The 22823-nt window shown below is 69.5% G+C and carries 23 protein-coding genes and 1 pseudogene; 6 read left to right on the forward strand and 18 right to left on the reverse strand.

Features of this window, described 5'->3' with window-relative positions; all coding sequences use genetic code 11:
• Positions 1 to 42: 42 nt before the first annotated feature.
• The 3 genes and pseudogenes from ASD30_RS12570 to ASD30_RS12580 form a co-directional block, all read left to right on the forward strand.
• Positions 43 to 1257 (forward strand): annotated as a pseudogene (locus ASD30_RS12570) (citrate synthase); the annotation flags it as partial.
• Positions 1258 to 1562: 305 nt separating this feature from the next.
• Entirely contained in the window at positions 1563 to 2195 is a 633-nt protein-coding gene (locus ASD30_RS12575) for a ceramidase (RefSeq protein WP_235532582.1), read from the forward strand.
• Between the two features lie 8 nt (positions 2196 to 2203).
• The gene (locus ASD30_RS12580; protein ID WP_056681666.1) at positions 2204 to 2734 is read left to right on the forward strand and encodes a DoxX family membrane protein; all 531 of its coding nucleotides are present in this window, start codon (positions 2204 to 2206) and stop codon (positions 2732 to 2734) included.
• A gap of 36 nt (positions 2735 to 2770) precedes the next feature.
• Here the strand turns inward: ASD30_RS12580 and ASD30_RS12585 are convergent, their stop codons facing one another.
• The 4 genes from ASD30_RS12585 to ASD30_RS12600 all read right to left on the reverse strand — a co-directional run bounded on the left by ASD30_RS12585 (position 2771) and on the right by ASD30_RS12600 (position 7739).
• Entirely contained in the window at positions 2771 to 4345 is a 1575-nt protein-coding gene (locus ASD30_RS12585; RefSeq protein ID WP_056684907.1) for a long-chain-fatty-acid--CoA ligase, read from the reverse strand.
• A 110-nt stretch (positions 4346 to 4455) separates the two neighbouring features.
• Positions 4456 to 6156 (reverse strand): ABC-F family ATP-binding cassette domain-containing protein, encoded by a 1701-nt coding sequence (locus tag ASD30_RS12590; protein WP_056681668.1) that lies wholly within the window; start codon positions 6154 to 6156, stop codon positions 4456 to 4458.
• A 55-nt stretch (positions 6157 to 6211) separates the two neighbouring features.
• Positions 6212 to 7243, reverse strand: coding sequence for a hypothetical protein (locus ASD30_RS12595; RefSeq protein ID WP_056681672.1), 1032 nt, complete (start codon positions 7241 to 7243; stop codon positions 6212 to 6214).
• On the reverse strand, positions 7236 to 7739 hold the full coding sequence (locus tag ASD30_RS12600; protein WP_235529945.1) for a SigE family RNA polymerase sigma factor: 504 nt from the start codon (positions 7737 to 7739) through the stop codon (positions 7236 to 7238). Before ASD30_RS12600 ends, ASD30_RS12595 begins: the two co-directional genes overlap by 8 nt.
• Positions 7740 to 7882: 143 nt before the next feature.
• On the opposite strand from ASD30_RS12600, the gene ASD30_RS12605 reads away from it, so the two are divergent.
• Complete coding sequence (locus ASD30_RS12605) at positions 7883 to 8902, forward strand: phosphatase PAP2 family protein (RefSeq protein WP_082563810.1); 1020 nt, start codon at positions 7883 to 7885, stop codon at positions 8900 to 8902.
• Positions 8903 to 8939: 37 nt separating this feature from the next.
• Here the strand turns inward: ASD30_RS12605 and ASD30_RS12610 are convergent, their stop codons facing one another.
• The 3 genes from ASD30_RS12610 to ASD30_RS12620 form a co-directional block, all read right to left on the reverse strand.
• Positions 8940 to 9539: a class I SAM-dependent methyltransferase gene (locus tag ASD30_RS12610; protein ID WP_056681681.1), complete on the reverse strand. Its 600-nt coding sequence runs from the start codon at positions 9537 to 9539 to the stop codon at positions 8940 to 8942.
• Positions 9532 to 10368 carry a tRNA pseudouridine(38-40) synthase TruA gene (truA, locus tag ASD30_RS12615; protein WP_235532583.1) on the reverse strand — a complete coding sequence of 279 codons (837 nt, stop codon included), beginning with the start codon at positions 10366 to 10368 and terminating at the stop codon, positions 9532 to 9534. Before truA ends, ASD30_RS12610 begins: the two co-directional genes overlap by 8 nt.
• A gap of 69 nt (positions 10369 to 10437) precedes the next feature.
• The gene (locus tag ASD30_RS12620; protein WP_056681688.1) at positions 10438 to 11349 is read right to left on the reverse strand and encodes a PfkB family carbohydrate kinase; all 912 of its coding nucleotides are present in this window, start codon (positions 11347 to 11349) and stop codon (positions 10438 to 10440) included.
• Positions 11350 to 11397: 48 nt separating this feature from the next.
• Here ASD30_RS12620 and ASD30_RS12625 point away from each other — a divergent pair, with 48 nt between their 5' ends.
• Together ASD30_RS12625 and ASD30_RS12630 are read left to right on the forward strand one after the other, a co-directional pair.
• Positions 11398 to 11757 carry a GntR family transcriptional regulator gene (locus ASD30_RS12625; protein ID WP_056681691.1) on the forward strand — a complete coding sequence of 120 codons (360 nt, stop codon included), beginning with the start codon at positions 11398 to 11400 and terminating at the stop codon, positions 11755 to 11757.
• Between the two features lie 78 nt (positions 11758 to 11835).
• Complete coding sequence (locus tag ASD30_RS12630) at positions 11836 to 12573, forward strand: DUF2786 domain-containing protein (RefSeq protein ID WP_056681694.1); 738 nt, start codon at positions 11836 to 11838, stop codon at positions 12571 to 12573.
• Between the two features lie 80 nt (positions 12574 to 12653).
• Here ASD30_RS12630 and rplQ read toward each other — a convergent pair whose 3' ends face one another.
• From rplQ to ASD30_RS12685, 11 genes are all read right to left on the reverse strand, one after another.
• On the reverse strand, positions 12654 to 13325 hold the full coding sequence (gene rplQ / locus ASD30_RS12635; RefSeq protein ID WP_056681697.1) for a 50S ribosomal protein L17, sunset domain variant: 672 nt from the start codon (positions 13323 to 13325) through the stop codon (positions 12654 to 12656).
• 282 nt (positions 13326 to 13607) lie between these two features.
• Positions 13608 to 14624, reverse strand: a complete 1017-nt coding sequence (locus ASD30_RS12640; protein WP_056681700.1) for a DNA-directed RNA polymerase subunit alpha — start codon at positions 14622 to 14624, stop codon at positions 13608 to 13610.
• Positions 14625 to 14733: 109 nt separating this feature from the next.
• Positions 14734 to 15342, reverse strand: a complete 609-nt coding sequence (rpsD, locus tag ASD30_RS12645) for a 30S ribosomal protein S4 (protein WP_056681703.1) — start codon at positions 15340 to 15342, stop codon at positions 14734 to 14736.
• A 30-nt stretch (positions 15343 to 15372) separates the two neighbouring features.
• Positions 15373 to 15780, reverse strand: coding sequence for a 30S ribosomal protein S11 (gene rpsK, locus ASD30_RS12650; RefSeq protein WP_056681707.1), 408 nt, complete (start codon positions 15778 to 15780; stop codon positions 15373 to 15375).
• Positions 15781 to 15856: 76 nt separating this feature from the next.
• Entirely contained in the window at positions 15857 to 16231 is a 375-nt protein-coding gene (gene rpsM / locus ASD30_RS12655; RefSeq protein ID WP_056681710.1) for a 30S ribosomal protein S13, read from the reverse strand.
• A gap of 178 nt (positions 16232 to 16409) precedes the next feature.
• Positions 16410 to 16523 carry a 50S ribosomal protein L36 gene (gene rpmJ / locus ASD30_RS12660; RefSeq protein ID WP_056681713.1) on the reverse strand — a complete coding sequence of 38 codons (114 nt, stop codon included), beginning with the start codon at positions 16521 to 16523 and terminating at the stop codon, positions 16410 to 16412.
• A 74-nt stretch (positions 16524 to 16597) separates the two neighbouring features.
• Complete coding sequence (gene infA, locus ASD30_RS12665) at positions 16598 to 16819, reverse strand: translation initiation factor IF-1 (RefSeq protein WP_026145687.1); 222 nt, start codon at positions 16817 to 16819, stop codon at positions 16598 to 16600.
• 290 nt (positions 16820 to 17109) lie between these two features.
• Positions 17110 to 18177 carry an LLM class flavin-dependent oxidoreductase gene (locus ASD30_RS12670; RefSeq protein ID WP_200951150.1) on the reverse strand — a complete coding sequence of 356 codons (1068 nt, stop codon included), beginning with the start codon at positions 18175 to 18177 and terminating at the stop codon, positions 17110 to 17112.
• Between the two features lie 133 nt (positions 18178 to 18310).
• Positions 18311 to 19483, reverse strand: a complete 1173-nt coding sequence (locus ASD30_RS12675) for a hypothetical protein (protein WP_056681717.1) — start codon at positions 19481 to 19483, stop codon at positions 18311 to 18313.
• Positions 19476 to 19973: a SigE family RNA polymerase sigma factor gene (locus ASD30_RS12680; RefSeq protein WP_235529947.1), complete on the reverse strand. Its 498-nt coding sequence runs from the start codon at positions 19971 to 19973 to the stop codon at positions 19476 to 19478. Before ASD30_RS12680 ends, ASD30_RS12675 begins: the two co-directional genes overlap by 8 nt.
• Positions 19974 to 20170: 197 nt before the next feature.
• Complete coding sequence (locus ASD30_RS12685) at positions 20171 to 22774, reverse strand: FHA domain-containing protein (RefSeq protein ID WP_082563812.1); 2604 nt, start codon at positions 22772 to 22774, stop codon at positions 20171 to 20173.
• Positions 22775 to 22823 lie beyond the last annotated feature (49 nt).

The raw sequence follows: 22823 nt of genomic DNA on the forward strand, positions 1-22823 counted from the left end.
TATACGAGAGTCAACGACACTCTTTCACCGACAGGAGCCGACGTGACCGACGTACCGGCCGTCACTGCCAACGAGGCAGGCTCGCTCACCGTTCGAGACAACCGCACGGGCAGCGAGTACGAAGTACCCATCACCGACGGCACCATCAAGGCCGCCGACCTGGGCAAGATTCGCGTTTCCGAGGAAGCACCCGGCCTGGCGGTCTATGACCCCGGCTTCGTCAACACCGCATCGTGCCGCAGCGCGGTCACGTTCATCGACGGCGACAAGGGCATCCTCGAGTACCGCGGCTACCCGATCGAGCAGTTGGCCGAGAAGTCCAACTTCCTCGAGGTTGCCTACCTGCTCATCCACGGCGAGCTGCCGACCAAGGAGCAGTACGACAACTGGGAACACGAGATCACCTACCACACGTTCGTGCACGAGAACGTGAAGACCTTCATGCAGGGCTTCAGGTACGACGCCCACCCGATGGGCATGATGATGGCCTCGGTCGGTGCCCTCTCGACGTTCTACCCCGACGCGCGCAACATCGGCGACCCGGACAACCGGCACATGCAGATGGTGCGCATGATCGCCAAGATGCCGACGCTCGGCGCCTGGTCGTTCCGCCACGCACAGGGCAAGCCCTACATCTACCCTGACAACGACCTCGGCTACACCGCCAACTTCCTCTCCATGCTGTTCAAGATGAGCGAGAAGAAGTTCGAGGCCGACCCGCGCCTGGTCAAGGCCCTCGACGTGCTGTTCATCCTGCACGCCGACCACGAGCAGAACTGCTCGACCAACGCGGTCCGCTCGGTCGGTTCCAGCCAGGTCGACCCCTACTCGGCAGTGGCTGCCGGCGTCGGCGCCCTCTACGGCCCGCTGCACGGTGGCGCCAACGAGGCCGTGCTGCGCATGCTTCGGCGCATCGGCAAGAAGGAGAACATCCCCGCGTTCATCGAGGGTGTGAAGGCCGGCAACGAGAAGCTGATGGGCTTCGGCCACCGGGTCTACAAGAACTTCGACCCGCGCGCCACGATCATCAAGAAGGCCTGCGACGACGTCTTCGAGGTCACCGGGGTCAACCCGCTCCTCGAGATCGCCAAGGAGCTGGAGAAGATCGCGCTCGAGGACGAGTACTTCGTCAAGCGCAAGCTCTACCCGAACGTCGACTTCTACTCCGGCCTGATCTACGAGGCCTTCCAGTTCCCGCCCGAGATGTTCACCGTGCTGTTCGCCATCGGCCGTACGCCGGGCTGGCTGGCCCAGTGGCTCGAGCTGGTCCAGGACAAGGAACAGAAGATGGCCATCGACCAGCAGAAGCCCGACGGCACCCGCCAGCTCGTCGCCCCCTCCATCAAGGCGACCGAGTCGATGGACTTCGCCGGCTTCACGCCGTGCGTCCGGGGCCCGTGGTCTGTGCCGGGGTGGTGGCCGTCGCCGGTGTGGGGCTCCTGCTCCTGGCGGCGTACGACGGGTGGCTGGGCGCCGACGTCGGCCGCGGCGACACGTTCTGCGAGGCCGCCCGCGGCGGGTTCATCAAGCAGCCGGCCAACACGTGGAGCAACCTCGGGTTCGTGGCCGCCGGACTGGCCATCGCCTGGTCGTTGCTGCGCCACAGCCCGACCCGCGGCGCCCTGGGCCGGCACCGGTCACTCGCCCCCGCGTTCGCAGTCCTGGTCGTGCTCCTCGGGCCGGCCAGCATGGCCAAGCACGCCACGCAGTCCAGCCTCGGTGGCCACCTCGACATGGCGAGCATGTACCTCGTGGCCTCGTTCATCGCCGGCTACGCGCTGATGCGGCTCCTCGACCGTGGGCCGGTCTTCCTGGCGGTCATCTTCGTCGTCTTCGTCGCCGCGTGTGAGATCGCCGGGCTGTGGAGCCGTGAGATCCCGGTCGTGATGTACGCCGGCAACGTCGCGTTCGGCTTCCTCCTCGTGGTCGGCCTGGCCATCGAGGCAGTCCTGGTCCGCCGCGGTCTCTTCCCTCACGCGCGGTGGGCCTGGGCCGCGGTGGCCTGCATGGTGGTCGCCTTCACGATCTGGAACCTCACGGCGTCGGGCACCGGCCTCTGCTCGCCCGACTCGCTGCTGCAGGGTCACGCCGTCTGGCACGTGCTGTGCGCGGCGTCGGCGTACTGCCTCTATCGCCACTACGCGACCGAAATCGACCGGGACCCGACTCCCGCCCGACTTGGCGGTCGGGTATGAATGGAGGCATGACTCTCGTGCGACTGATCGCCCGTCCGCTCCTCGCGACCACGTTCTTCTTCGGCGCCACCAACGCCCTGAAGAACTCCGACGTGCTGGCCGCCAAGGCCGCCAAGGTCACCGACCGGGTCGTCCCGCTCGCCCAGCGCGTCGCGCCGGGTGCGCCGGTGCCGTCGAACCCGCAGACGCTCGTGCGCCTCAACGCCGGCGTGCAGATCGCGGCCGCCGCGGCCCTGGCCCTCGGCAAGGCGCCGCGTCTGTCCTCCACGGTGCTGGCCGCGAGCCTCGTGCCGACCACCGTCGCCGGTCACCCCTTCTGGGAGGAGACCGACCCCGCCGCGAAGAACATGCAACGGCTCCAGTTCTTCAAGAACGCCGGCGTGCTCGGCGGCCTGCTGCTGGCCGGCGTCGACACCGAGGGCAAGCCGGGCGTGGCCTGGCGCGCCCGCCACGCCGCCACCTCCGCCCGCAAGGACGCACGCCGCCTCGCCAAGGACGTACGCCGCGAGGCGAAGCTGGCCAAGGCCCAGCTCTCCTGATCCCGGTCCGCCCGGCGCCGGGCGGACCGCCGCGTGCTAGACGATGGCGGAGTCGCGGCCGCCCCAGTGCAGCTTGCGCAGCTCACGCTTGAGGATCTTGCCGCTGGGATTGCGCGGCAGCGCCTCGATCACGTCGATGGAGCGCGGGCACTTGAACGACGCCAGGCTGGCCTTGCAGAACGCGATCAGCTCGTCGGCGGTGGCGGTGGTGTCCGGCTTGAGCGCCACGACCCCCTTGACCGACTCGCCCCAGGTGTCGTCCGGCACGCCGATCACGGCGACCTCGAGGACGGCCGGGTGCTCGGCGAGCACCCGCTCGACCTCGGGCGAGTAGATGTTCTCCCCGCCGCTGATGATCATGTCCTTGATGCGGTCCTGCACGTAGACGAACCCGCCGTCGTCGACCTTGCCCATGTCGCCGGTGCGGAACCAGCCACCGTCGACGATGACCTCGGCAGTCTCGTCGGGCCGGTTGAGGAACCCCTGCATCAGCTGCGGCGTGCGCAGCCAGATCTCACCCTCCTCACCCACTGCCACGTCCCCGAGGGATGCGGGGTCGACGATGCGCACCTCGACACCCGGGATCGGGATTCCCGCGGAGAGCAGTCGCTCCGGGTGGCCCGGGTCGCGGTGGTGCTCGGGCAGCAGGTGCGTGGCGACACCCGCGACCTCGGTCAGTCCGTAGACCTGGAGGAAGTCGGTGTCGGGCCAGGCCTCCATGGCGGCGCGCAGCAGCGGCGGTGGCATCGGGGCCGCGCCGTAGGTGTAGGTCTTCAGCTTCCCGAAGACCTTCACCGCGTCGGGGCCGGACTGGAGCACCTGTGCCAGCACCGCCGGCACCAGGAAAGTGCGGTTGGCGCCCTTCATGATGGCGCCGGCCAGTGACGCGCCGTCGGGGTCGCGGGTCATCACGCTCGGCACGCCGTCGTGCATGCCGAAGAGCACGTACGACGACCCGCCGACGTGGAACAACGGCATCGAGACCATCGACTTGTCGCCGGGCTCGAAACCCCATCCGTCGTGGGCGTTGATCGTGTGCGCGAGCATGTTGGCCTGCGAGAGCATGATGCCCTTGGGCCGGCCGGTCGTGCCGGAGGAGTACATCACCAGGCAGGTGTCCTCGGGAGTCACGTCGTCGGCGCGCCCGACCGGCTCCGATGCCGCCAGCCACCGTTCGTACTCGTCGCCGTCGGCGCCGTCGGGCGTGACCACGATGACCTTCTCCACGGCGGTCAGCCGGTCGCGGCTCGCCTCGATGGTCGGCATCAGCTCGGCTCCGACGAAGAGCACGCGGGCCCCGGAGTCGTTCACCGCGTAGTCGACCTCGTCGCCCGCGGAGCGCCAGTTGACGATGGCGTTGGCGGCGCCGCGCGAGGCGGCCGCCTGACTGATCTCGACGCAGGCCGGGTGGTTCTTGTCGAGGAACGCCACCACGTCACCGCGGCCGATGCCGAGGTCGCGCAGGCCACCCGCCGCCCGGCGTACCCGGTCGTTCCACTGCGCCCAGGTCCAGGTGCGGTCGAGGTAGGTCATCGCCTCGCCGTCCGGGTCGTGCTCGGCCCACCACGCCAGCCGCTCGTCGAGGAACTGCGGGATCGGTGCTTCGGTCACGGGGATCTCCACTCGGGTCGTGTCCGCGGATGCGCTCGCCGCATTGTGACCCGCGTCACGCGCCACGGCAAGGGCGTCGTACGCCGGACGTGGCCGCCGTGTCCCGTGGCTCAGCGGACCCGCTCGACCCGGCCCTCGTCCCAGACCGGCCCGTCGGACTCGTAGACCGAGCCGTCGGACCCGTAGACCAGGAACCGGTCGAACCCGCGTGCGAACCAGCGGTCGTGGGTGACCGCGAGGACCGTGCCGTCGAAGGCGGACAGCCCGTCCTCGAGCGCCTCCGCCGACTGGACGTCGAGGTTGTCCGTCGGCTCGTCGAGCAGCAGCAGGGTCGCCCCCGACAGCTCGAGGAGCAGGATCTGGAACCGCGCCTGCTGGCCGCCCGAGAGCGACTCGAACCGCTGCTCACCGGCGTGCGCCAGCTCGTAGCGGTCGAGCACGCGTGAGGCCTGCTCGCGCCCCATCCCCTGGCGTCCTCGGCCGTCGGGCTGGGCCTCACCCCGGTGCAGAATCTCCAGCAGGGTGCGACCGACCAGCTCGGGGTGCTCGTGGGTCTGCACGAACCAGCCGGGCCGCACCCGGGCACCCAGCTTTGCCTTCCCGTTGTGGAGCACCGGTACGACGGGGACGTCGCCGACCGGCTGGTGCTCGATGTCGGGGTCGGTGCCGCCGGCCGCCAGGAGTCGCAGGAAGTGTGACTTGCCGGAGCCGTTGGAGCCGAGCACGGCCACCCGCTCGCCGTACCAGACCTCCAGGTCGAAGGGCCGCATGAGACCGGTGAGCTCCAGGGACTCGCAGACGACCGCGCGCTTGCCGGTGCGGCCGCCCTTGAGGCGCATCGTCACCTGCTGCTCGCGGGGCTGCTCCATCGGCGGCCCGGCCTCCTCGAACTTGCGCAGCCGGGTCTGGGCCGCGCGGTACTGCGAGGACATGCCGTCGTTGTACTCCGACTTGATCTTGAGCCGGAGCACGAGTGCCTTGATCTTGGCGTGCTCCTCGTCCCAGCGGCGGCGCAGCTCCTCGAAGCGCAGGAACCGGTCCTTGCGTGCCTCGTGGTACGACGCGAAGCCGCCCGGGTGGGTCCAGACCCGGTTTCCGGCCGAGCCGAGCTCGACGGTCACCACCCGGGTCGCGGTGTTGTCGAGCAGCTCGCGGTCGTGGCTGATGAACAGGATCGTCTTGTCGGACTCGTTGATCCGCTGCTCGAGCCAGATCTTCCCCGGCACGTCGAGGAAGTTGTCGGGCTCGTCGAGCAGCAGCACCTGGTCGGGCCCGCGGAGCAGGTACTCCAGCACCAGCCGCTTCTGCTCACCGCCGCTCAGGGTGGAGAGGTCGCGGTACTTCGCCCGGTCGTAGGAGACGCCGAGGGCGGCCGTCGTACAGACGTCCCAGATGACCTCGATGTCGTAGCCGCCGGCGTCGGTGAAGTCGGAGAGCGCCGTGGCATAGCGCATCTGGGTCTTCTCGTCGTCGGATTCCATCAGCGCCCGCTCGCACTCGTCGACGGCGGCCGCCGCCGCCCGCACACGGGGTGGGGCGACCGAGAGGAGCAGGTCCGCCACCGTCGGCGCCTCGGCCAGTCCGGCGTTGACCATCTGCCGCATGACGCCCAATCCGCCGGTGCGGGTGACCGCGCCGGCGTGCGGCGTCAGCTCACCGGTGACGATGCGCAGCAGGGTCGTCTTGCCAGCGCCGTTGGCACCGACCAGCGCGACCTTGGCGCCCTCCCCCACCCGGAAGGAGACGTCGTCGAGGAGCACCCGGCCGTCCGGGAGCTCGTACCGGACACCGGCGACATCGACATGGCCCACGAGCGGATTGTTCCCCGCCGTGGGCCCTGCCAGCAAACGAGTTCTTGCGCCGGGCTCAGCCCAGCGACATCGTGGCCGGGTCGACCGCGTCGAGCAGGGCGTAGTCGAGCTGCTGTGGGCCGTCACCGGTCACGATCTGGGTGCCGCCGCAGTCGCTCGAAGCGATGTCGACCAGCACCACGTCACCGACCTGGAGCCGGTGCACGAGGACCGGCGGCGCACCCTTCGACAGCGTGCACCCGGGGTCGACCTTGGCTGCGTTCGCCATCGTCCGTGTGCTGGTCAGGGCCGCGGTCAGCTGCTCGCCCTGCGCCTCCTTCAGCGTGCGCGAGGAGTCGAGCACGGGCGTGCTGCGGTCGGACCCGTATCCCCCGATGACGTAGTCGCACATCGTGACGGCTCCCTCGGCCTCCCCGAAGGCCGCGGTGCCGAACTCGATCGATGGTGCACAGCCGAGGCTGTCGGTCTCGGTGATCTCGTGGGCCGAGGCGACGACCTGGTCGAGGGTCTCTTGGTCGGCGGCGACCACGTCGAGGGTGTTGCCGGCGAGGCTGACCCGCTTGGCGACCCCGTCGCCGGCCGCGATCGGTTCCTTGGGGGTCCCGGCCAGGAAGGTCACGCCCTGCGGGCAGCTTGCCGTGCCCTCGACGTCGGGCTCGAAGTCGGCCTGGTAGGCGTCGCGGCTGATGTTGCCCGCGGGCTGGTTGGGTGCCCCCGGGATGCAGAGGTCGTACGCCGAGCCGTCGCGCCAGTCGCCGGGCACCGCGACCTCGACGTTGCGCCACGACTCCCACCGCCAGCCGTCGGGGATCTCCGGAAGGTCGGAGGCGGGGTCCGCGGCCCCCGTGTCAGGGCTCGTGCTCTCACGGGCCGCGCTGTCACGGCCACCGGAGTCGCCGCGGTCGACGAGGGCCAGCCCCAGCGGAATGGCAGCCACCACGGCCGCGGCCACGACGGCACCGCCGATCGCCGTACGCCGGCGGCCACGACGAGCCCTGGCCGCGTCGGCCAGCCCGGAGGCGTCGCCGGGTGCCTTGTCGGCCTGCCCGGCGAGGGTGTCGCGCACCCTCTTCTCGAAGTCACTCATCTGCCGTTCCCCTTTCGTGGTCGTGGTCACCGAGCTCGGCCCGCAGCGCGTCGAGCCCACGCGAGACGCGTGACCTGACGCTGCCCTCGCGGACGCCTGTGATCGCGGCGATCGCCGCGTAGTCCATGTCTTCGTAGAACCGGAGCACGATCGCGGTCCGTTGGGCCTCCGGGAGTCGGCGGCAGGCCTGCCAGAGCCGGTCGTCGTACGCCGGCGGGCCGGTCACCTCTGAGCCGTCGGTGCGCACCTCGGCGACCGGGGACTCCCGGCGGCGGAACTTGCGCCACCAGGAGGTGTGCGCGTTGACCACCATGCGGCGGACGTAGGCGTCGGGGTCGTCGGCGGCACAGATCCGAGGCCAGGCGCCGATCGCCCGGGAGAGGGCGTCCTGGACGACGTCCTCGGCGTCCGCGGCGTTGCCGGTCAGCACGTAGGCGAAGCGGAGCAGGCCACCGCCGCGCGCGGTCACCCAGGACTCGAAGTCCGGATCGGTCACACCCACTCCATCCAAGGTCATCGTGCTCATGCAGAACAGACGCGTTCGGGGTCCATTGTGTTGCGAACCCCGGCAATTCTTCGTCCCGACACCTCCCGATAAGGAAATGCCACCTTTACATGGGTTGACGTAGCATTCCGCTCATGGCAGAAGCAACGGGGGACACATCGGTCCGCTCTGCCCTTCCCTCTCGACGGGGTGTGACGCGGCCCGGAATCCGGGCACTGGCCTACGCCGTCTTCGCCGTCGCGCTCGGCGCCTGGATCGTCCGGTTCGGCATTCCGAGTGACACGGTCCAGATCTTCCTGTGGTTGTGGCTCGCCACGATCTGCTGGAACGTCGAGGAGGAATGGCGGTACCACCTCAACTTCGTGCGCGACTGGTGGATACCGGTGGCCGCGCTCGTCGTCTACTTCTACAGTCGCGGCCTGGCCGACGAGCTGCTGAAGATGCCGGTGCACATCCGCATGCCGGTGCAGGCCGACCAGGCGTTGTTCGGCGAGCTGCCGTCGTACTGGCTCCAGGAGCGCATGTGCGGCTCCCCCTGCGACCCCGACAGCCCCGCCCGGTGGTACGACATCGCCCTGGCGGTGGTCTACACGAGCCACTTCGTGGCCGGCCTGATCCTGGCCATGGTGCTGTGGCTGCGCAACCGTGGCGAGTGGAAGAAGTGGATGCGCCGCTACGTCGGGGCCAACCTCGTCGCGCTCGTGATCTACATCCTCTACCCGATGGCCCCGCCGTGGATGGCCTCCGAGGACGGCTATCTCGAGCATCCGGTGTTCCGGATCACCCACCGCGGCTGGGAGGCCGTCGGCCTGGGCCGCTTCCACCTGGTGCTGACCGGCGTCGGCAACCCGGTGGCCGCGATGCCCTCGTTGCACTTCGGCATCTCGTTCCTGATCGCGGTCTACGCCATCATCCGGCTCCGCTCGGGGCTGCGCTGGCTGCTGCTCGCCTACCCCGCGACCATGGGCCTGGCCCTGGTCTACTTCGGTGAGCACTACGTCATCGACATCATCTGCGGCGCCGTCCTGGCCGGCTTCGTGCTCGCCGTGTGTGCCTGGTGGGAACGCTCGCGTGACACCCTCGACCGGGCGGCCCGTGACGGGCTCGACCGGGCCGAGCACGAGTCCGTCGACGAGGCAGCGCCCCTCCAGTAGGAGTCCGCTCGTACGACGACTCAGCCCGGCCGCGGGCTCAGTCGGCCCGGCGCGTCTCGAGCACCCGGAAGCCCTTGGCGCTGGCCAGCCGGGTCGTCGGGTAGCCCTGGTCGCCCAGCCACCGCTGCAACGAGTCGGCGCCCAGGTGTTTGCCCACCACCATCACTGCCCGGCCGCCGGGAGCCAGCCGGGGCAGCCAGGTCAGCAGCAGCTCGTGCAGGGCCTCCTTGCCGATGCGGATCGGCGGGTTCGACCAGATCTCGTCGAAGAGGTACGTCGAGGGCACCTGCTCCGGCGTACAGGCCACGAAGCGGCCGTCGAGCCCGAGGGACTTCGCGTTCTCGTTGGCCAGCAGCACGGCGCGGGCGTTGACGTCGACACCGGTGACGTTGGCCAGCGGCACCGCCCGGGCGACGGCCAGCCCGATCACGCCGTACCCGCAGCCGAGGTCGAGCACCTGGCCCTGGGCTGGTGGTTCGGTCTCGCGGAAGAGGATCGCGGTGCCGTGGTCGAGGTGCCCGCGCGAGTAGACGCCGGAACCGCTGGTCAGGGCGAGCTCGTTGCCCCAGACCTCGCAGGTGAAGTCCTCACGGGTGAACGGCACCGACGGGTCGGCGGAGAAGTAGTGGTCATCCATGCGGGAGCTCCCTCTTGTTGCGTGCCCGGTCGGCCTGCGCGCGCAGTTCGTCGCCGTCCGGGTAGCCGACCTCTTCGAGCGTGAGGCCACGAGCCTGCACCACGGTCACGGCCGGGTTCCGGGCGCCCGCGACCAGCACCTGTGCCGGCCACTCACGAGGTCGCCGTCCGTCGCCGACGGCGAGGAGGCACCCGACCAGGGAGCGCACCATGTTGTGGCAGAACGCGTCGGCGCGCACGGTGAGCTCGGCCAGGCCGTCGTCCGCGCGCGCCCAGTGCAGGTCGATCAGGGTGCGCACGGTGGTGGCGCCCTCGCGGCGCTTGCAGAACGACGCGAAGTCGTGGAGGCCCAGCAGGTCGGAGGCGGCGAGGTTCATGGCCTCGATGTCCAGCGGCTTGGGCCAGGCCAGCACGTGGTTGCGGCGCAACGGGTCGACGGCCGCGGCGGTGTCCGCGACCCGGTAGACGTAGCGGCGCCAGCTGGCCGAGAACCGGGCGTCGAAGCCCTCAGGGGCCGGCGAGATGCGCAGCACCCGGATGTCCGGCGGGAGGAGCCCGTTGAGCCTGCGTCGCAGCGCGTCCATCGGTGGGTCCTGGGAGCGCCCGCCGCCCTTGGCCACGACGGCTTCCTCGAGGTCGACGTGGAGCACCTGGCCACGGGCGTGCACGCCCGTGTCGGTGCGGCCGGCGACGGTGACGGTGACCTTCTCGATGCGCAGCACCGTGGCGAGTGCCTTCTCGAACTCGCCCTGCACCGTGCGGAACGCCGGTTGGCGGGCCCAGCCCCTGAAGTCGGTGCCGTCGTAGGCGAAGTCGATCCTGATGCGCACGGTCGGCAATCCTGCCATGGCTCCGGCACGCGACGGGCTGCCGGTCGGCCGGTCACTCCTCGCCCGGCCTCAGCGCTCGAGCTCGCGGCGGTACGGCGGGTCGGCGCCGGCCCGCGAGACGGTCACCGCGGCCGCCGCCGCACCGTGCGCCAACACCTCCTGCCACCCGGCCGGGTCAAGGGCGCGCAGGCGAGCGCGCGCCGGGGCACCCAGCAGGTCCCTCGCCCACAGTGCGTCGAGCACGGCCGCGGAGAAGGTGTCTCCGGCGCCGATGGTGTCGACGACCTCGGTCTGCAGCGCCGCGACCTCGACGGTCGCCTCGGCGGTGAAGCACGTCGCGCCCGCGCTCCCCCGGGTCAGCACGACCGCGGCAGGTCCGAGGGCCAGGAGGGCCGCGGCCGACTCCGGCGCCGAGCGCAGCGGGAACAGGCCCTTGAGGTCCTCGTCGGAGGCCTTCACGACGTCACTGAGCCCGACCAGGTGCTCCGCCCGCCGTCGAACCTCGTCCCCGCGACCGCTGACCTCGGGGCGCAGGTTCAGGTCGAAGCTGACCGTGGCCCCGGTTCGCATCCTGGCGACCAGGTCGCGCACGTCGTCCGCACCGGGGCTCAGCACGGCGCCGAGGGAGCAGAGATGCACGACGACCGGTGCCAGGTCGGTGGGCTGCGCCATGCGCCACTCGATGTCGAAGTCATAGCTGGCCCCGCCTCCCGGGCCGATGGTGGCGACCGCCGTCGACGTCCTCGCCAGCTGCAGCGGGTCACTGGCCAGGCCGACCCCGTTCGCGGCCAGGTGGTCGGCCAACAACCGGCCGTGCTCGTCGTCGGCCCAGCTCGTGGCCAGGAGTGTGGGCCGCTCCAACCTCGACAGGGCGACCGCGACGTTGGCCGCGCTGCCACCGGGGAACGCGGTGACGGATCCGTCCGCCGCATGCACGACGTCCACCAGTGACTCCCCGACGACCAGCGCGACGTTGTCCATGCCCCCTCTCTACCGCATCGGCCCCGCGCCACCTCATAGGGTGCGGGCATGGAGTTCACACCGCTCGATCCGGAGTCGGCCACGCCGCCGTACGAACAGCTGCGCGTGCAGATCGCCTCGCGGGTGGCCTCGGGCGAGCTCACGCCGGGCACGAGGCTGCCCACAGTGCGGGGCCTCGCCGGACAGGTCGGGCTGGCCGTGAACACCGTCGCCCGGGTCTACCGGGAGCTCGAGGCCGACGGGGTCGTGGTGACTGAGGGCCGGCGCGGCACGTCGGTGGCCAGCACTGCGACGGCCTCCGGCGGGGAGGCCCGGGCAGCCGCCGCGGCGTACGTCGCGACCGCGCGCCAGCTGGGCCTGGAGCTGTCGGAGAGCCTGCGCCTGGTCGAGCAGCACTGGCGCGCCTGACGATGCCTGTGGAGAACCTCCGCCGCTGTCGGTGCGGTGTCGCAGAGTTGTCCACCCACCGACGAGAGGATTCCCCCCATGCACGCTGACCACCCCATGCTGGCGAAGATCCGCAAGCTGCTGGCCAAGGCCGAGAACGACGCCTCGACGCCCGAGGAGGCCGAGCTCTACACGGCCAAGGCGGCCACGCTCATTGCCGACTACGGCATCGACCAGGCGCTCCTGGCCGCCGAGGTGCCGCAGTCCGACGTCGTGGGCGACCGCGTCGTGCATCTCGAGGCGCCCTATGCCCGCGACAAGGCCGACCTGCTCAGCGCGGTGGCGGTCAGGTTGCGTTGTCGCGCGGTGCACATGACCGATCGCACGCCTGACGGCAAGCGGTTCGCGGTGCACCTGTTCGGACACGAGTCCGACCTGGCCCGCGCCGACCTGCTGTTCACCAGCCTGCTGATGCAGGCCTCGACCTGGCTGGGCCGCACACCGGTTCCGGCGTGGGACCACAAGGCCGCCTTCCGGCGCTCCTGGCTGGCCGGTTTCCGGCTGGCCATCAGCCGCCGCCTCGAGACCGCGGAGCGCCTCGCGGAGACCGGGGCCGCAGGCCGGGCCGCCGCGGCCGGCCGCTCCATGGGCCTCGTGCTCGCCGACCGCTCGCTCGACGTCGCCCGGGCGGTCACCGACACCTACCCCCGCCTCGGTACGGCGCGGCCGCGCCAGCTCTCCGGCTCGGGCCTGCCCGGTGGCTATGCGGCCGGTCAACGCGCCGACCTCGGTGGGTCGCGCCTGGGGTCCGACCAGGATCCTGCCCTGCTCCCCTGACCTCTGCCGAACCGCTGCCGGGAAATGACGAAGGCCCGCCACCGCGAACGGTGACGGGCCGACGAGTGCGAGCAGAGTGGTCAGCCGGCCTTGGTGAAGCCAGCGGCCTCGGCGGCTTCCTCGGTCTTGAACCAGACCTCGGCAACCGTCGCGTCGTACCACTGCGACTCGGTGGTGTGGAACTTCATCGAGTCCTGGTTGCCCTTGATGGTGAAGCCCTCGGGGGCCGAGCCGTCCTCGAGAGGAGCGGCAGCGTCGTCGCCGAGGTCGGCGAGACCCTTGACCTCGGTCTCGTCAGCAGCGGCCTCGGTCTCGGTGGTCTCCTCCGCGGGAGCCTCCTCGACGGGAGCAGCGGCCTTCTCGACCTTCTTGGTCGACGGGGCCTTGGGGCTGTAGGCCTCGGTCACCAGCTCGATGACCGCCATGGGGGCGTTGTCGCCCTTGCGGGGGCCGATCTTGGTGATCCGGGTGTAGCCACCCGGACGGTCGGCGAAGGTCGGCGCGATCTCGGTGAAGAGGGTGTGCACGACCGACTTGTCGCGGATGGTCTTGAGGACCTCGCGACGGTTGTGCAGGTCGCCCTTCTTCGCCTTGGTGATCAGCTTCTCGGCGTGCGGACGCAGCACCCGGGCCTTGGCCTCGGTGGTGGTGATGCGACCGTGCTCGAACAGAGCAGTGGCCAGGTTGGCGATGATGTGACGCTGGTGCGCCGGGCTTCCGCCGAGGCGGGCACCCTTCATGGGGGTAGGCATTGTGTTCTCGATTCTCCCCGGCCGTGTCAGGTACCGGAGTAGATGTTGCGGGAAGTGTGGTGCCGATGGCGACCGACGTACGAAGGTGACCCCAGGTCCGTCAGCCGCCGAGAGCGACCGACGCACGAAGGTGACCCCGAGTCCGTCAGCCGCCGCGAGCGACCGCTGTACGAGGGTGACCCCAGGTCCGGCAGCCGCCAGCCGACCTCAAGCCGAGCGAACCTCGACCGCGAGGCCGGCAGCGTGGACGGACGGAGTCCGGACACGCTCGGCCAAATTCAATTAGTACTGCTCGTCCTCGACGAAGGTGTCGTCGTCGTCATCGCCGTACGCGGCGAGGGCGGTGGCCGGGTCGAAGCCGGGCGCGCTGTCCTTGAGGGACAGGCCCATCTCGACCAGCTTGCCCTTGACCTCGTCGATCGACTTGGAACCGAAGTTCCGGATGTCGAGCAGGTCCTGCTCCGAGCGCGAGATGAGCTCACCCACGGTGTGGATGCCCTCGCGCTTGAGGCAGTTGTAGGAGCGAACGGTCAGCTGCAGGTCCTCGACCGGGAGGGCGAGGTCGGCAGCCAGCTGCTCGTCGACGGGCGACGGGCCGATGTCGATGCCCTCGGCCTCGACGTTCAGCTCGCGGGCCAGGCCGAAGAGCTCGACCAGCGTCTTGCCGGCCGAGGCGATCGCGTCGCGGGGACGGATCGACGGCTTGGTCTCGACGTCGATGACCAGCTTGTCGAAGTCCGTGCGCTGCTCGACACGGGTGGCCTCGACCTTGTAGGTCACCTTCAGGACGGGCGAGTAGATCGAGTCGACCGGCATGCGGCCGATCTCGTTGTCCCCGCCCTTGTTCTGCACGGCGCTGACGTAACCGCGACCGCGCTCGACGACCAGCTCCATCTCCAGCTTGCCCTTGTCGGACAGCGTGGCGATCTTGAGGTCGGGGTTGTGCACCTCGACACCGGCCGGCGGCAGGATGTCGGCAGCGGTGACGTCGCCGGCACCCTGCTTGCGGAGGTACATCGTGACGGGCTCGTCGTGCTCCGAGGAGACGACCAGACCCTTCATGTTGAGGATGATCTCGGTGACATCTTCCTTGACGCCCTCGATGGTCGAGAACTCGTGGAGAACGGTGTCAACCTTGATGCTGGTGACGGACGCACCCGGGATGGAGCTGAGGAGCGTACGGCGCAGCGAGTTGCCGAGCGTGTATCCGAAGCCGGGCTCCAGGGGTTCGATCACGAACCGCGAGCGGAACTCGTCGACGGACTCTTCCGACAGGGTCGGGCGCTGAGCGATAAGCACTGATTCTTTCCTTTCCGGACCCACCCACTATTTGACGGGCCCGATTTCAAAGGTATTCGGCGGATAGTCGTCTGTGGTCGCAGACTGAGCATCGACCACCGAACAGGTGTTACTTCTTCGAGTAGTACTCGACGATCAGCTGCTCCTGGACCGGGATGTCGATCTGGGCCCGGACGGGGAGCTGGTGCACGAGGACGCGCATGCGGTTCGGCAGCGCCTCGAGCCAGGCGGGGACGACGCGCTCGCCGTGGGTCTCGCGAGCCACGATGAACGGGGTCATCTCCAGCGACTTCTCACGCACGTCGATGACGTCGTGGGCGGTCACCTGGAACGACGGGATGTCGACCTTCTTGCCGTTGACCTTGAAGTGGCCGTGCACGACGAGCTGGCGGGCGTGGCGGCGGGTGCGGGCGAAGCCGGCACGGTAGACCACGTTGTCGAGGCGGCACTCGAGGAGCTGAAGCAGGTTGTCACCGGTCTTGCCGGCGCGGCGCGAGGCCTCCACGTAGTAGTTGTGGAACTGCTTCTCGAGGATGCCGTAGGAGATGCGGGCCTTCTGCTTCTCGCGAAGCTGGAGGAGGTACTCGCTCTCCTTGATGCGGCCACGGCCGTGCTGGCCGGGCGGGTAGGGGCGACGTTCGAACGCCTGGTCGCCGCCGACGAGGTCGACACCGAGACGGCGCGACTTCTTGGTCATGGGGCCGGTGTAACGGGCCATTTCTCAAAGTCTCCTAAGGTCTCGGGGTGATCAGACGCGACGGCGCTTGGGCGGCCGGCATCCGTTGTGCGGAGTGGGCGTGACGTCCTGGATGGTGCCGACCTCGAGGCCGATTGCACCAAGCGAACGGATCGCCGTCTCGCGACCCGAGCCCGGGCCCTTGACGAAGACGTCGATCTTCTTCATGCCGTGGTCCATGGCCCGACGACCGGCAGCCTCGGCTGCCATCTGTGCCGCGAACGGGGTGGACTTGCGCGAGCCCTTGAAGCCGACGGTGCCGGCAGAGGCCCACGAGATGACCGCACCCGTGGGGTCGGTGATCGTGACGATGGTGTTGTTGAACGTGCTCTTGATGTGGGCTTCGCCCTGAGCGATGTTCTTCTTCTCCTTGCGGCGCACCTTCTTGGCGCCAGCCGCGGTGCGGCTCTTGGGAGGCATTCAATATCTCCTGAAGTTTGCTGGTAGCTGTGTGTACGAGGAAGTGGGCGTCAGTGCCGTGCCGTGAGGCAGCGGGTCACTTGGCCTTCTTCTTGCCGGCAACCGTGCGCTTGGGACCCTTGCGGGTACGCGCGTTGGTCTTGGTGCGCTGGCCGCGGACCGGGAGGCCCATGCGGTGGCGGCGACCCTGGTAGCTGCCGATCTCGATCTTGCGACGGATGTCTGCCTGGACCTCGCGACGGAGGTCACCCTCGATCTTGAAGTTGGCTTCGATCTCGTCACGGAGCTTGACCAGCTCTTCGTCGCCCAGCTCGTGGACGCGGAGGTTCGGGTTGACCCCGGTGGCTTCCAGCAGCTGCTGGGAGCGGGTACGGCCGATGCCGTAGATGTAGGTGAGTGCGATCTCGATGCGCTTGTCGCGCGGGAGGTCAACACCAACAAGGCGTGCCATGTGATGGCCCTTTCTGTGAAGAGCTTGCGCCCTTCGGTAGTTCACAGAGGTTTCGGTCGTGTCGCGCCCTGACGAGTGCCAGGCCCCGGCCTTCTGCTCCGGAGGTGGTTTCGGCCCTGAGGCCTAAGCGATCACGTTGTCTTGGTGTTCAGTTGTGTGGGTTGGTCGCTGTTGCGACCTAACCCTGGCGCTGCTTGTGGCGCGGGTTCTCGCAGATGACCATGACGCGGCCGTGGCGACGAATCACCTTGCACTTGTCACACATCTTGCCGACGCTCGGCTTGACCTTCACGAGGACGGTCCTTTCGGTTTGAATTCGGCTGGCACAAGCCACCGACCCGGTCACGCAGGCGCGACCGGTTGCGATCACTTGTAGCGGTAGACGATCCGACCGCGAGTGAGGTCGTACGGCGAAAGCTCCACCACGACCCGGTCCTCGGGGAGGATGCGGATGTAGTGCTGGCGCATCTTGCCGCTGATGTGGGCGAGAACCTTGTGTCCGTTGCTGAGCTCAACACGGAACATGGCATTCGGAAGGGCCTCAGTGATGGTGCCCTCGAGTTCGATCACGCCTTCTTTCTTCGGCATGTCCTCCACAATCTGTTGTAACGGATACGTCTACCGTGGTGCACTGCGACCGGATGGCCGGTCCCAGCTGGCCCGGGAACCTCTCCCACGTGAGTGGAAGTGGACCTCGTGAACCGCCGCATGGGCCTCATTTTCCCCAGACACACTCCCTCACCCGGGGGTGAGGAAACTCGATGTCCGGGCAGCCGCGAGGCACCACGAAACAGACCCACGTTGGGCCGACGCACCAGTCTAGTTGGTGGGCGCCGACATCCCTAATCAGGCCGGTTCGGCCGGTTCAGCCTCGAGGCTCAGCCCACGAACGCGGGAATCGCCGCGGCCAGGTGCCTGAGGGTCGCCTCACGGGTGGCTGCGGAGTCGACCGGCTCGCCGACGTACGACCCGGCGACGGGGTGCACCATGACCTCGTCGACGTCGAACTCCGCGGCCAGGTCCGCGATGCGCTCGGCGGCGGTGGCCGGGTCACCGATGACCCAGCGGCCGCGCATGCCGTTGACCAGTGGCAGGTGCGCGTCGGGGAAGCCGATCGCCTCGGCCTCCTCGACCAGCAGCTGGGGCCGGAGCTGCCCTCCTGTGCGGAGGGTGAGCATCGCGTGCAGCTGCGGGAGCGCGAGTCGCTCGGCCTCCTCGGTCGTCTCGGCGACGGAGGCGTTCACGGTCAGGAAGGTGCGGGGCTCGGGGTTCTCGGGCGAGGGCCGGTACGTCGACCGGTAGAGCTCGAGGGCCTCCGCCGTACCGCGGCCCGAGAAGTGGTGCGCGAAGACGTAGGGCAGGCCCTGGCTGGCGGCGAGGCGGGCCGAGTAGTCGGAGGAGCCGAGCAGCCACACGGTCGCCCGCGACGCGGCCCGGGGCGTGGCCCGCAGCTCATGGGTACGTCCCGCAACGGACAGGCCGACGCCGCCCTCGTCCATCATCGCGACGATGTTCTCGACGTACTCGGGGAACCGCTCGACCGCGTCCTCACCGACCCCGCCGGCGCCGTGGCGCAGGGCGAAGCTGGTCACCGGGTCGGTGCCCGGCGCGCGTCCGATGCCGAGGTCGATGCGGCCGGGGAACGCGGCCTCGAGGAGGGCGAACTGCTCGGCGACCACGAGCGGCGCGTGGTTCGGCAGCATCACGCCGCCGGAGCCGACCCTGATCCGCTCCGTGGCCGCCGCCAGCAGGGCGATCATCACCGGCGGGTTCGTCGCTGCGACGGCCGGCATGTTGTGGTGCTCGGCCACCCAGTAGCGCCGGTAGCCGGTCTCGTCTGCCACCCGGGCCAGGCCTCGGGTGGCGGCGACGGCGTCGGCAGTCGTCTGGTCGGTGCGCACGGGCACCAGGTCGAGCACGGACAGGGCAGGAGCAGGTGACGTCACACCCGGCCCAACGACGTCCGCACCGCCCCTATTCCAGCGACCCGTCGTGAGTTCGTGTTGACCTGTCGCCAGTTCTGGAACAAGCGACGGGTCAATCCGTATTCACGACAGGTCGATCAGAACAAGCGACAGGTCAACCGAGGAGACCGCGGAACATTCCCTCGCCGTCCTTGCCGGCGTACTCACCCCAGTTGACGGGCCCGGCAAGGTAGCCGCGGGTCCAGGAACTGGCCCAGGGCGCCACCGTCCGCGGAACCACAGGTGAGGCGGCGAGCGACTCGGGATCGCCCTGCGCCTTGTAGTGCCACAGGATCTGCGCGCACTCCCCCATCACCACGCCGGTCCACGCGGTCTTGCCACCGGCGCCGTTGACGCCGATCGCCAACCACTCGCCGTCGGGCTGCTCGGTGCACGGCCGGATCGGGTCGTAGTTCGCCGACGACTCCTCCACGACCTGGGCGTACTGCGCCGCGTCGTCCGTGTCGCGTCGTGCCGACCAGACCAGCGTGGTCTCGCCGCGATAGGTCATGTAGCTGCACACGGACAGGGACTCCGGCTCGATCTCGCGCAGTGTGCCGTCGGGCACGTCGTCCCACGTGGCGTCGGTGGCACAGCCGTTGGCGTCCACCTCGACCGACTCCGCCGTGGCCAAGATCTTCGTGCGGAGCTCGGGATCGTCGCTCGTGACCGTGACCGTGTCGTCCCCGACCTTCACCGTCTCGCGGACATAGCCGTTGCCGACGTCCACCGTCCCTGGCTGCACACCCACCGCGTCCAGCCAGACCGAATCCGACGTCGGCACACCAAGCTCCGACAGCTCGCGCCCGGTGAGGACCGTGCAGGCGTCGGTCATCATCACCGGACGTCCGACATACGGCGTGTTCTTCGGGATGAACTCGTAGTCGGAGCTGCCGGGTCGCACGAAGGCGGCAGCACCACAGTCGAGAGGTCGATCGTCGCCCGGGTCCACGTTGCGCATCGGCGCGCCACCCCATCCCCAGCTGGGTGGGACGCGCACCTGCACGCCGCCGTACGACTCGACCCGCCACGCGGGCGGTCCCCCGTCGTCGGTGGCCACCTCGTCGCCGCCGGTCGGTCCCGTGTCGTCACGGTCGATCGCCTGCCAGGCCAGTGGTACGCCGACCACCAGTGCGGCCGCGACGGCTGCCGCGGCGAGCCAGTTGCGTCGGCGGCCCGGGCGCGTGGCCAGCGGTTCCTCGAGGGAGTCCGCGGCCTCCTCGGCCCGTTCGGCCAGGCCCTGTCGCATGATCCGTTCGAGATCCTGCTCGGTGTACTTCTCAGTCATCGCCGGCCTCCTGCCGTTCGAGTTCGACCCGGAGGGCCGACAGTGCACGGTGGATCTGGGAGCGGACGGTCGACTCGGAGCACTCGAGGATCGCCGCGATCTCGCGGTCGCTGAGGTCCTCGTAGAAACGGAGCACCACGGCGGCACGCTGTCGCTCCGGCAGCGCCTGGCACACCCGCCAGACCGCATCGGCGTTGCTGACGCCTTCGGCCGGGTCGGGCGTACGCGCAATGTCGAAGACCTCGGCCACCGGGGACTGTCGCTTGCCCCAGCGGCGCCACGACGTGACGTTCTCGTTGATGATCATCCGCCGCACGTAGGCGTCGGGATCGTCGGTACGACGCACCGTGCCCCACCGCTCGAACGACCTGGTCAACACGCTCTGGAGCACGTCGTCGGCGGCCTCACGGCTTCCGGTGACGAGGTAGGCGAACCGGAGCAACGCGGGCACCCGCGCACTCACCCATTCGTCGAACTCGAGATCTGCCACCACCACATCCATGCACATCTCACGCCCCGGAGCCTCCCCATGTTGCACCAACCCCGAACTTTTTCTCCCCCTCCTCCGCGAACCGTGGGTTGTTGATGCGCGAGCCGTGGGTTGTTGATGCGCGAGCACCGGATTGTTGGTGGTCGAGGAGCTTGCGCCCGCGCCCGACCGCCTCGACCAGCGAGGCCGGCCGGAGGTCAGTGTCGGGGGGTGGCGCTGCGGCGGACCAGCCAGAAGGAGACGGCGAGGATGATCGCGGCCAGGATCCAGAGCATGCTCATGTCGAGGATCCACTGCGCGACGGTCTGGTCGTAGAGCGAGTCGAGGTCTCGTTCGTCCTTCGGCAGGCCGCGCTTGGCCTTGTCGAGATCGACGACCGCGGCGGTGGCCGCGAACGCCCACCGCGCCGGTGCCAGCCAGGCGAGCTGCTCGAGTACGGCGCGTCCGGCGACGGGCACGAGTGCACCGCACAGCACGAGCTGCACCATCACCAGGCCGACCAGCGCCGGCATGGTCTGTTCGTTGGAGGTCACCACGGCCGAGACCGCGAGCCCGAGCACCGCCATCGCGAAGGACAGTCCACCGATGGCCAGCGCCACCTCGAAGTTGCCCATGCCCAGAGCGCCGTCCTTGTCGGGACCGGGCAGGCCGACGGTGGCGATCCAGGTGACCAGCATGCCCTGCAAGAAGCACGCGGTGCCGAGGACGCTGACCTTGCTGAGGAGGTACATGCCGGGAGACAGGCCCACGGCGTACTCGCGCTGGAAGATCGGCCGCTCGCCGACCAGCTCCCGGATCGTGACCGCCGTCCCCATCAGGGCGGCGGCCATGATCAGGATCGTGAGCCTGGTCAGGGCTTCCTTGTGGTCCATCATGCCGCGCTCGTTGATCGTCCGCGCGATGCTGAATCCGTCGTCGCCGGGTACGACGCGACTCAGGCCGCCGAGCACCAGGGGCAGCAACAGCAGCATCATCAACAGGAGTCGGTCGGAGACGGTCACCGCCAGGTTGCGGCGGACCAGCGTCCAGTACTGCCGGCTCATCGACTGGAGCGGCGGCTGGGTGACGCCGGCATTCATCGCCGGCAGGCGGCCGGTCTCGACGGGCGCCGGAGGGGCCGGGATGCGCTGCCACAGGTCGGGCTCGTCGAGCAGGTCGAACACCTGCGGGTAGTCCCTGCAACCGAAGTGCGCGAGCACGCCGTCGGGCGGCCCGAAGTACGCACGACGCCCACCGGGCGCGAGCACCAGCACGTTGTCGCACACGTCGAGCGCCAGCACGGAGTGGGTCACCACCATCACGACGCGACCTTCGTCAGCGAGGGTGCGGAGCTGGTGCATGACGTCGCGGTCCAGGCCCGGGTCCAGCCCGGAGGTGGGCTCGTCGAGGAAGAGCAGCGGCGGTGCGGTGAGCAGCTCGGTCGCGATGGACACCCGCTTGCGCTGGCCACCGGAGAGCTGGGTGCCGATGCGGTTGTCGATCTGGCGCTCGAGCTGCATCTGGCCCACGACGCGCTGCACCCGGCTGGCTCGCTCGGCGGCCGTGGTGTCGGGAGGGAGCCGCAGCATCGCGGCGTACGACAGGCCCTGGCGCACGGTCAGCTGCGGGTGCTGGATGTCGGACTGCGGCACCAGGCCGATCTGGAAGCGGAGCTGTTCGTAGTGCGTGTAGAGGTCCTGACCCTGCCAGATGACTTGGCCGTGCGTGGCCGGGTTGGAGCCGGTCAGCGCTCCCAGCAGGGTCGACTTGCCCGCGCCGGACGGGCCGATCACCGCCGTCAGGCTGGACGGCCCGAGCTCGAACGACATGCCTTCGAGCAGCCGCTTGCCACCCTTGGCCACCGTGGTGAGGTTCTCGGCGAACAGGGTGAGGTCGGTACGGGTGGCTCGCACCGACAGGTTGGCGCCGGTCCAGCTGAAGGTCTGGTTGCCGAAGATGACCTCGTCACCCGGGTTCAACGGGGTGCTGCCGGCCAGTCGGTGGCCGTTGACGAAGGTGCCGTTGAAGCTGCCGAGGTCGTGGAGTACGGCGACGTTGCCGAGCGCGATCGTGGCGTGCTGCCGCGACACCAGGGGGTCGTCGATCACCACGTCGCACGTGCGCGAACGGCCGATGGTCAGCACCCGACCCTGCGGCTGGTTGGACGGGATGACCGTCTGGCCGTGCACCATCTGGCCCGGCGGCGCCAGCGGGATCGAGCTCTCGCCCGCGGGGTACCACGGCTGGGTCGGTGCCCCGGGTGCCATCGGCGGCGGCTGGAACTGCTGGGGCTGGTTCGGTCCCGGGTACGACATCGGCGGGACCCCGGCCTGCGGCGGGTACGTCGACGGGCCCGTGCCTGCCCGGCCTGCGTCCGGCTGCTGTGTCTGCGGGGGCGGGAACTGTGGCGCCGGGGACTGTGCGGCCGGGGACTGTGGCATCGGCGACTGCTGCGCGCCCGGCTGACCGGTGCTGGTGCCCGGGTTCGTGAGCGGAGCCGGGACCACCTCCACCTCGAAGGCGGGGCCCTCGGTGCCGCCGACGACCACGGTCACCGGATGCCCCGCGGGCAGCAGCTCCTGCGAGATCGGACGCGACCCGATGCAGGTGCCGTTGGTGGACTCGAGGTCGACCAGCACCCAGCCCTGGCGGGTACGCCGGAACTCCGCGTGCCGGCGTGACACGTCGGGGTGCGGCAGCGAGATCAACGCCTGCCCGTCGCGACCGACCGTCACCACCGCGTCGGCGAACTCACGCGTCTGACCGGCGACGGTCACCCGGAGGGTCGACAGCATGGCGGGCTGATGTGCCATGGTGCCCATGCGCTCCAACCTGTCCCGGATCGTCTACGTCGCGGCCCACGCTAACCGA

The organism is Nocardioides sp. Root140, from assembly GCF_001426745.1.
Lineage (GTDB): Bacteria > Actinomycetota > Actinomycetes > Propionibacteriales > Nocardioidaceae > Nocardioides.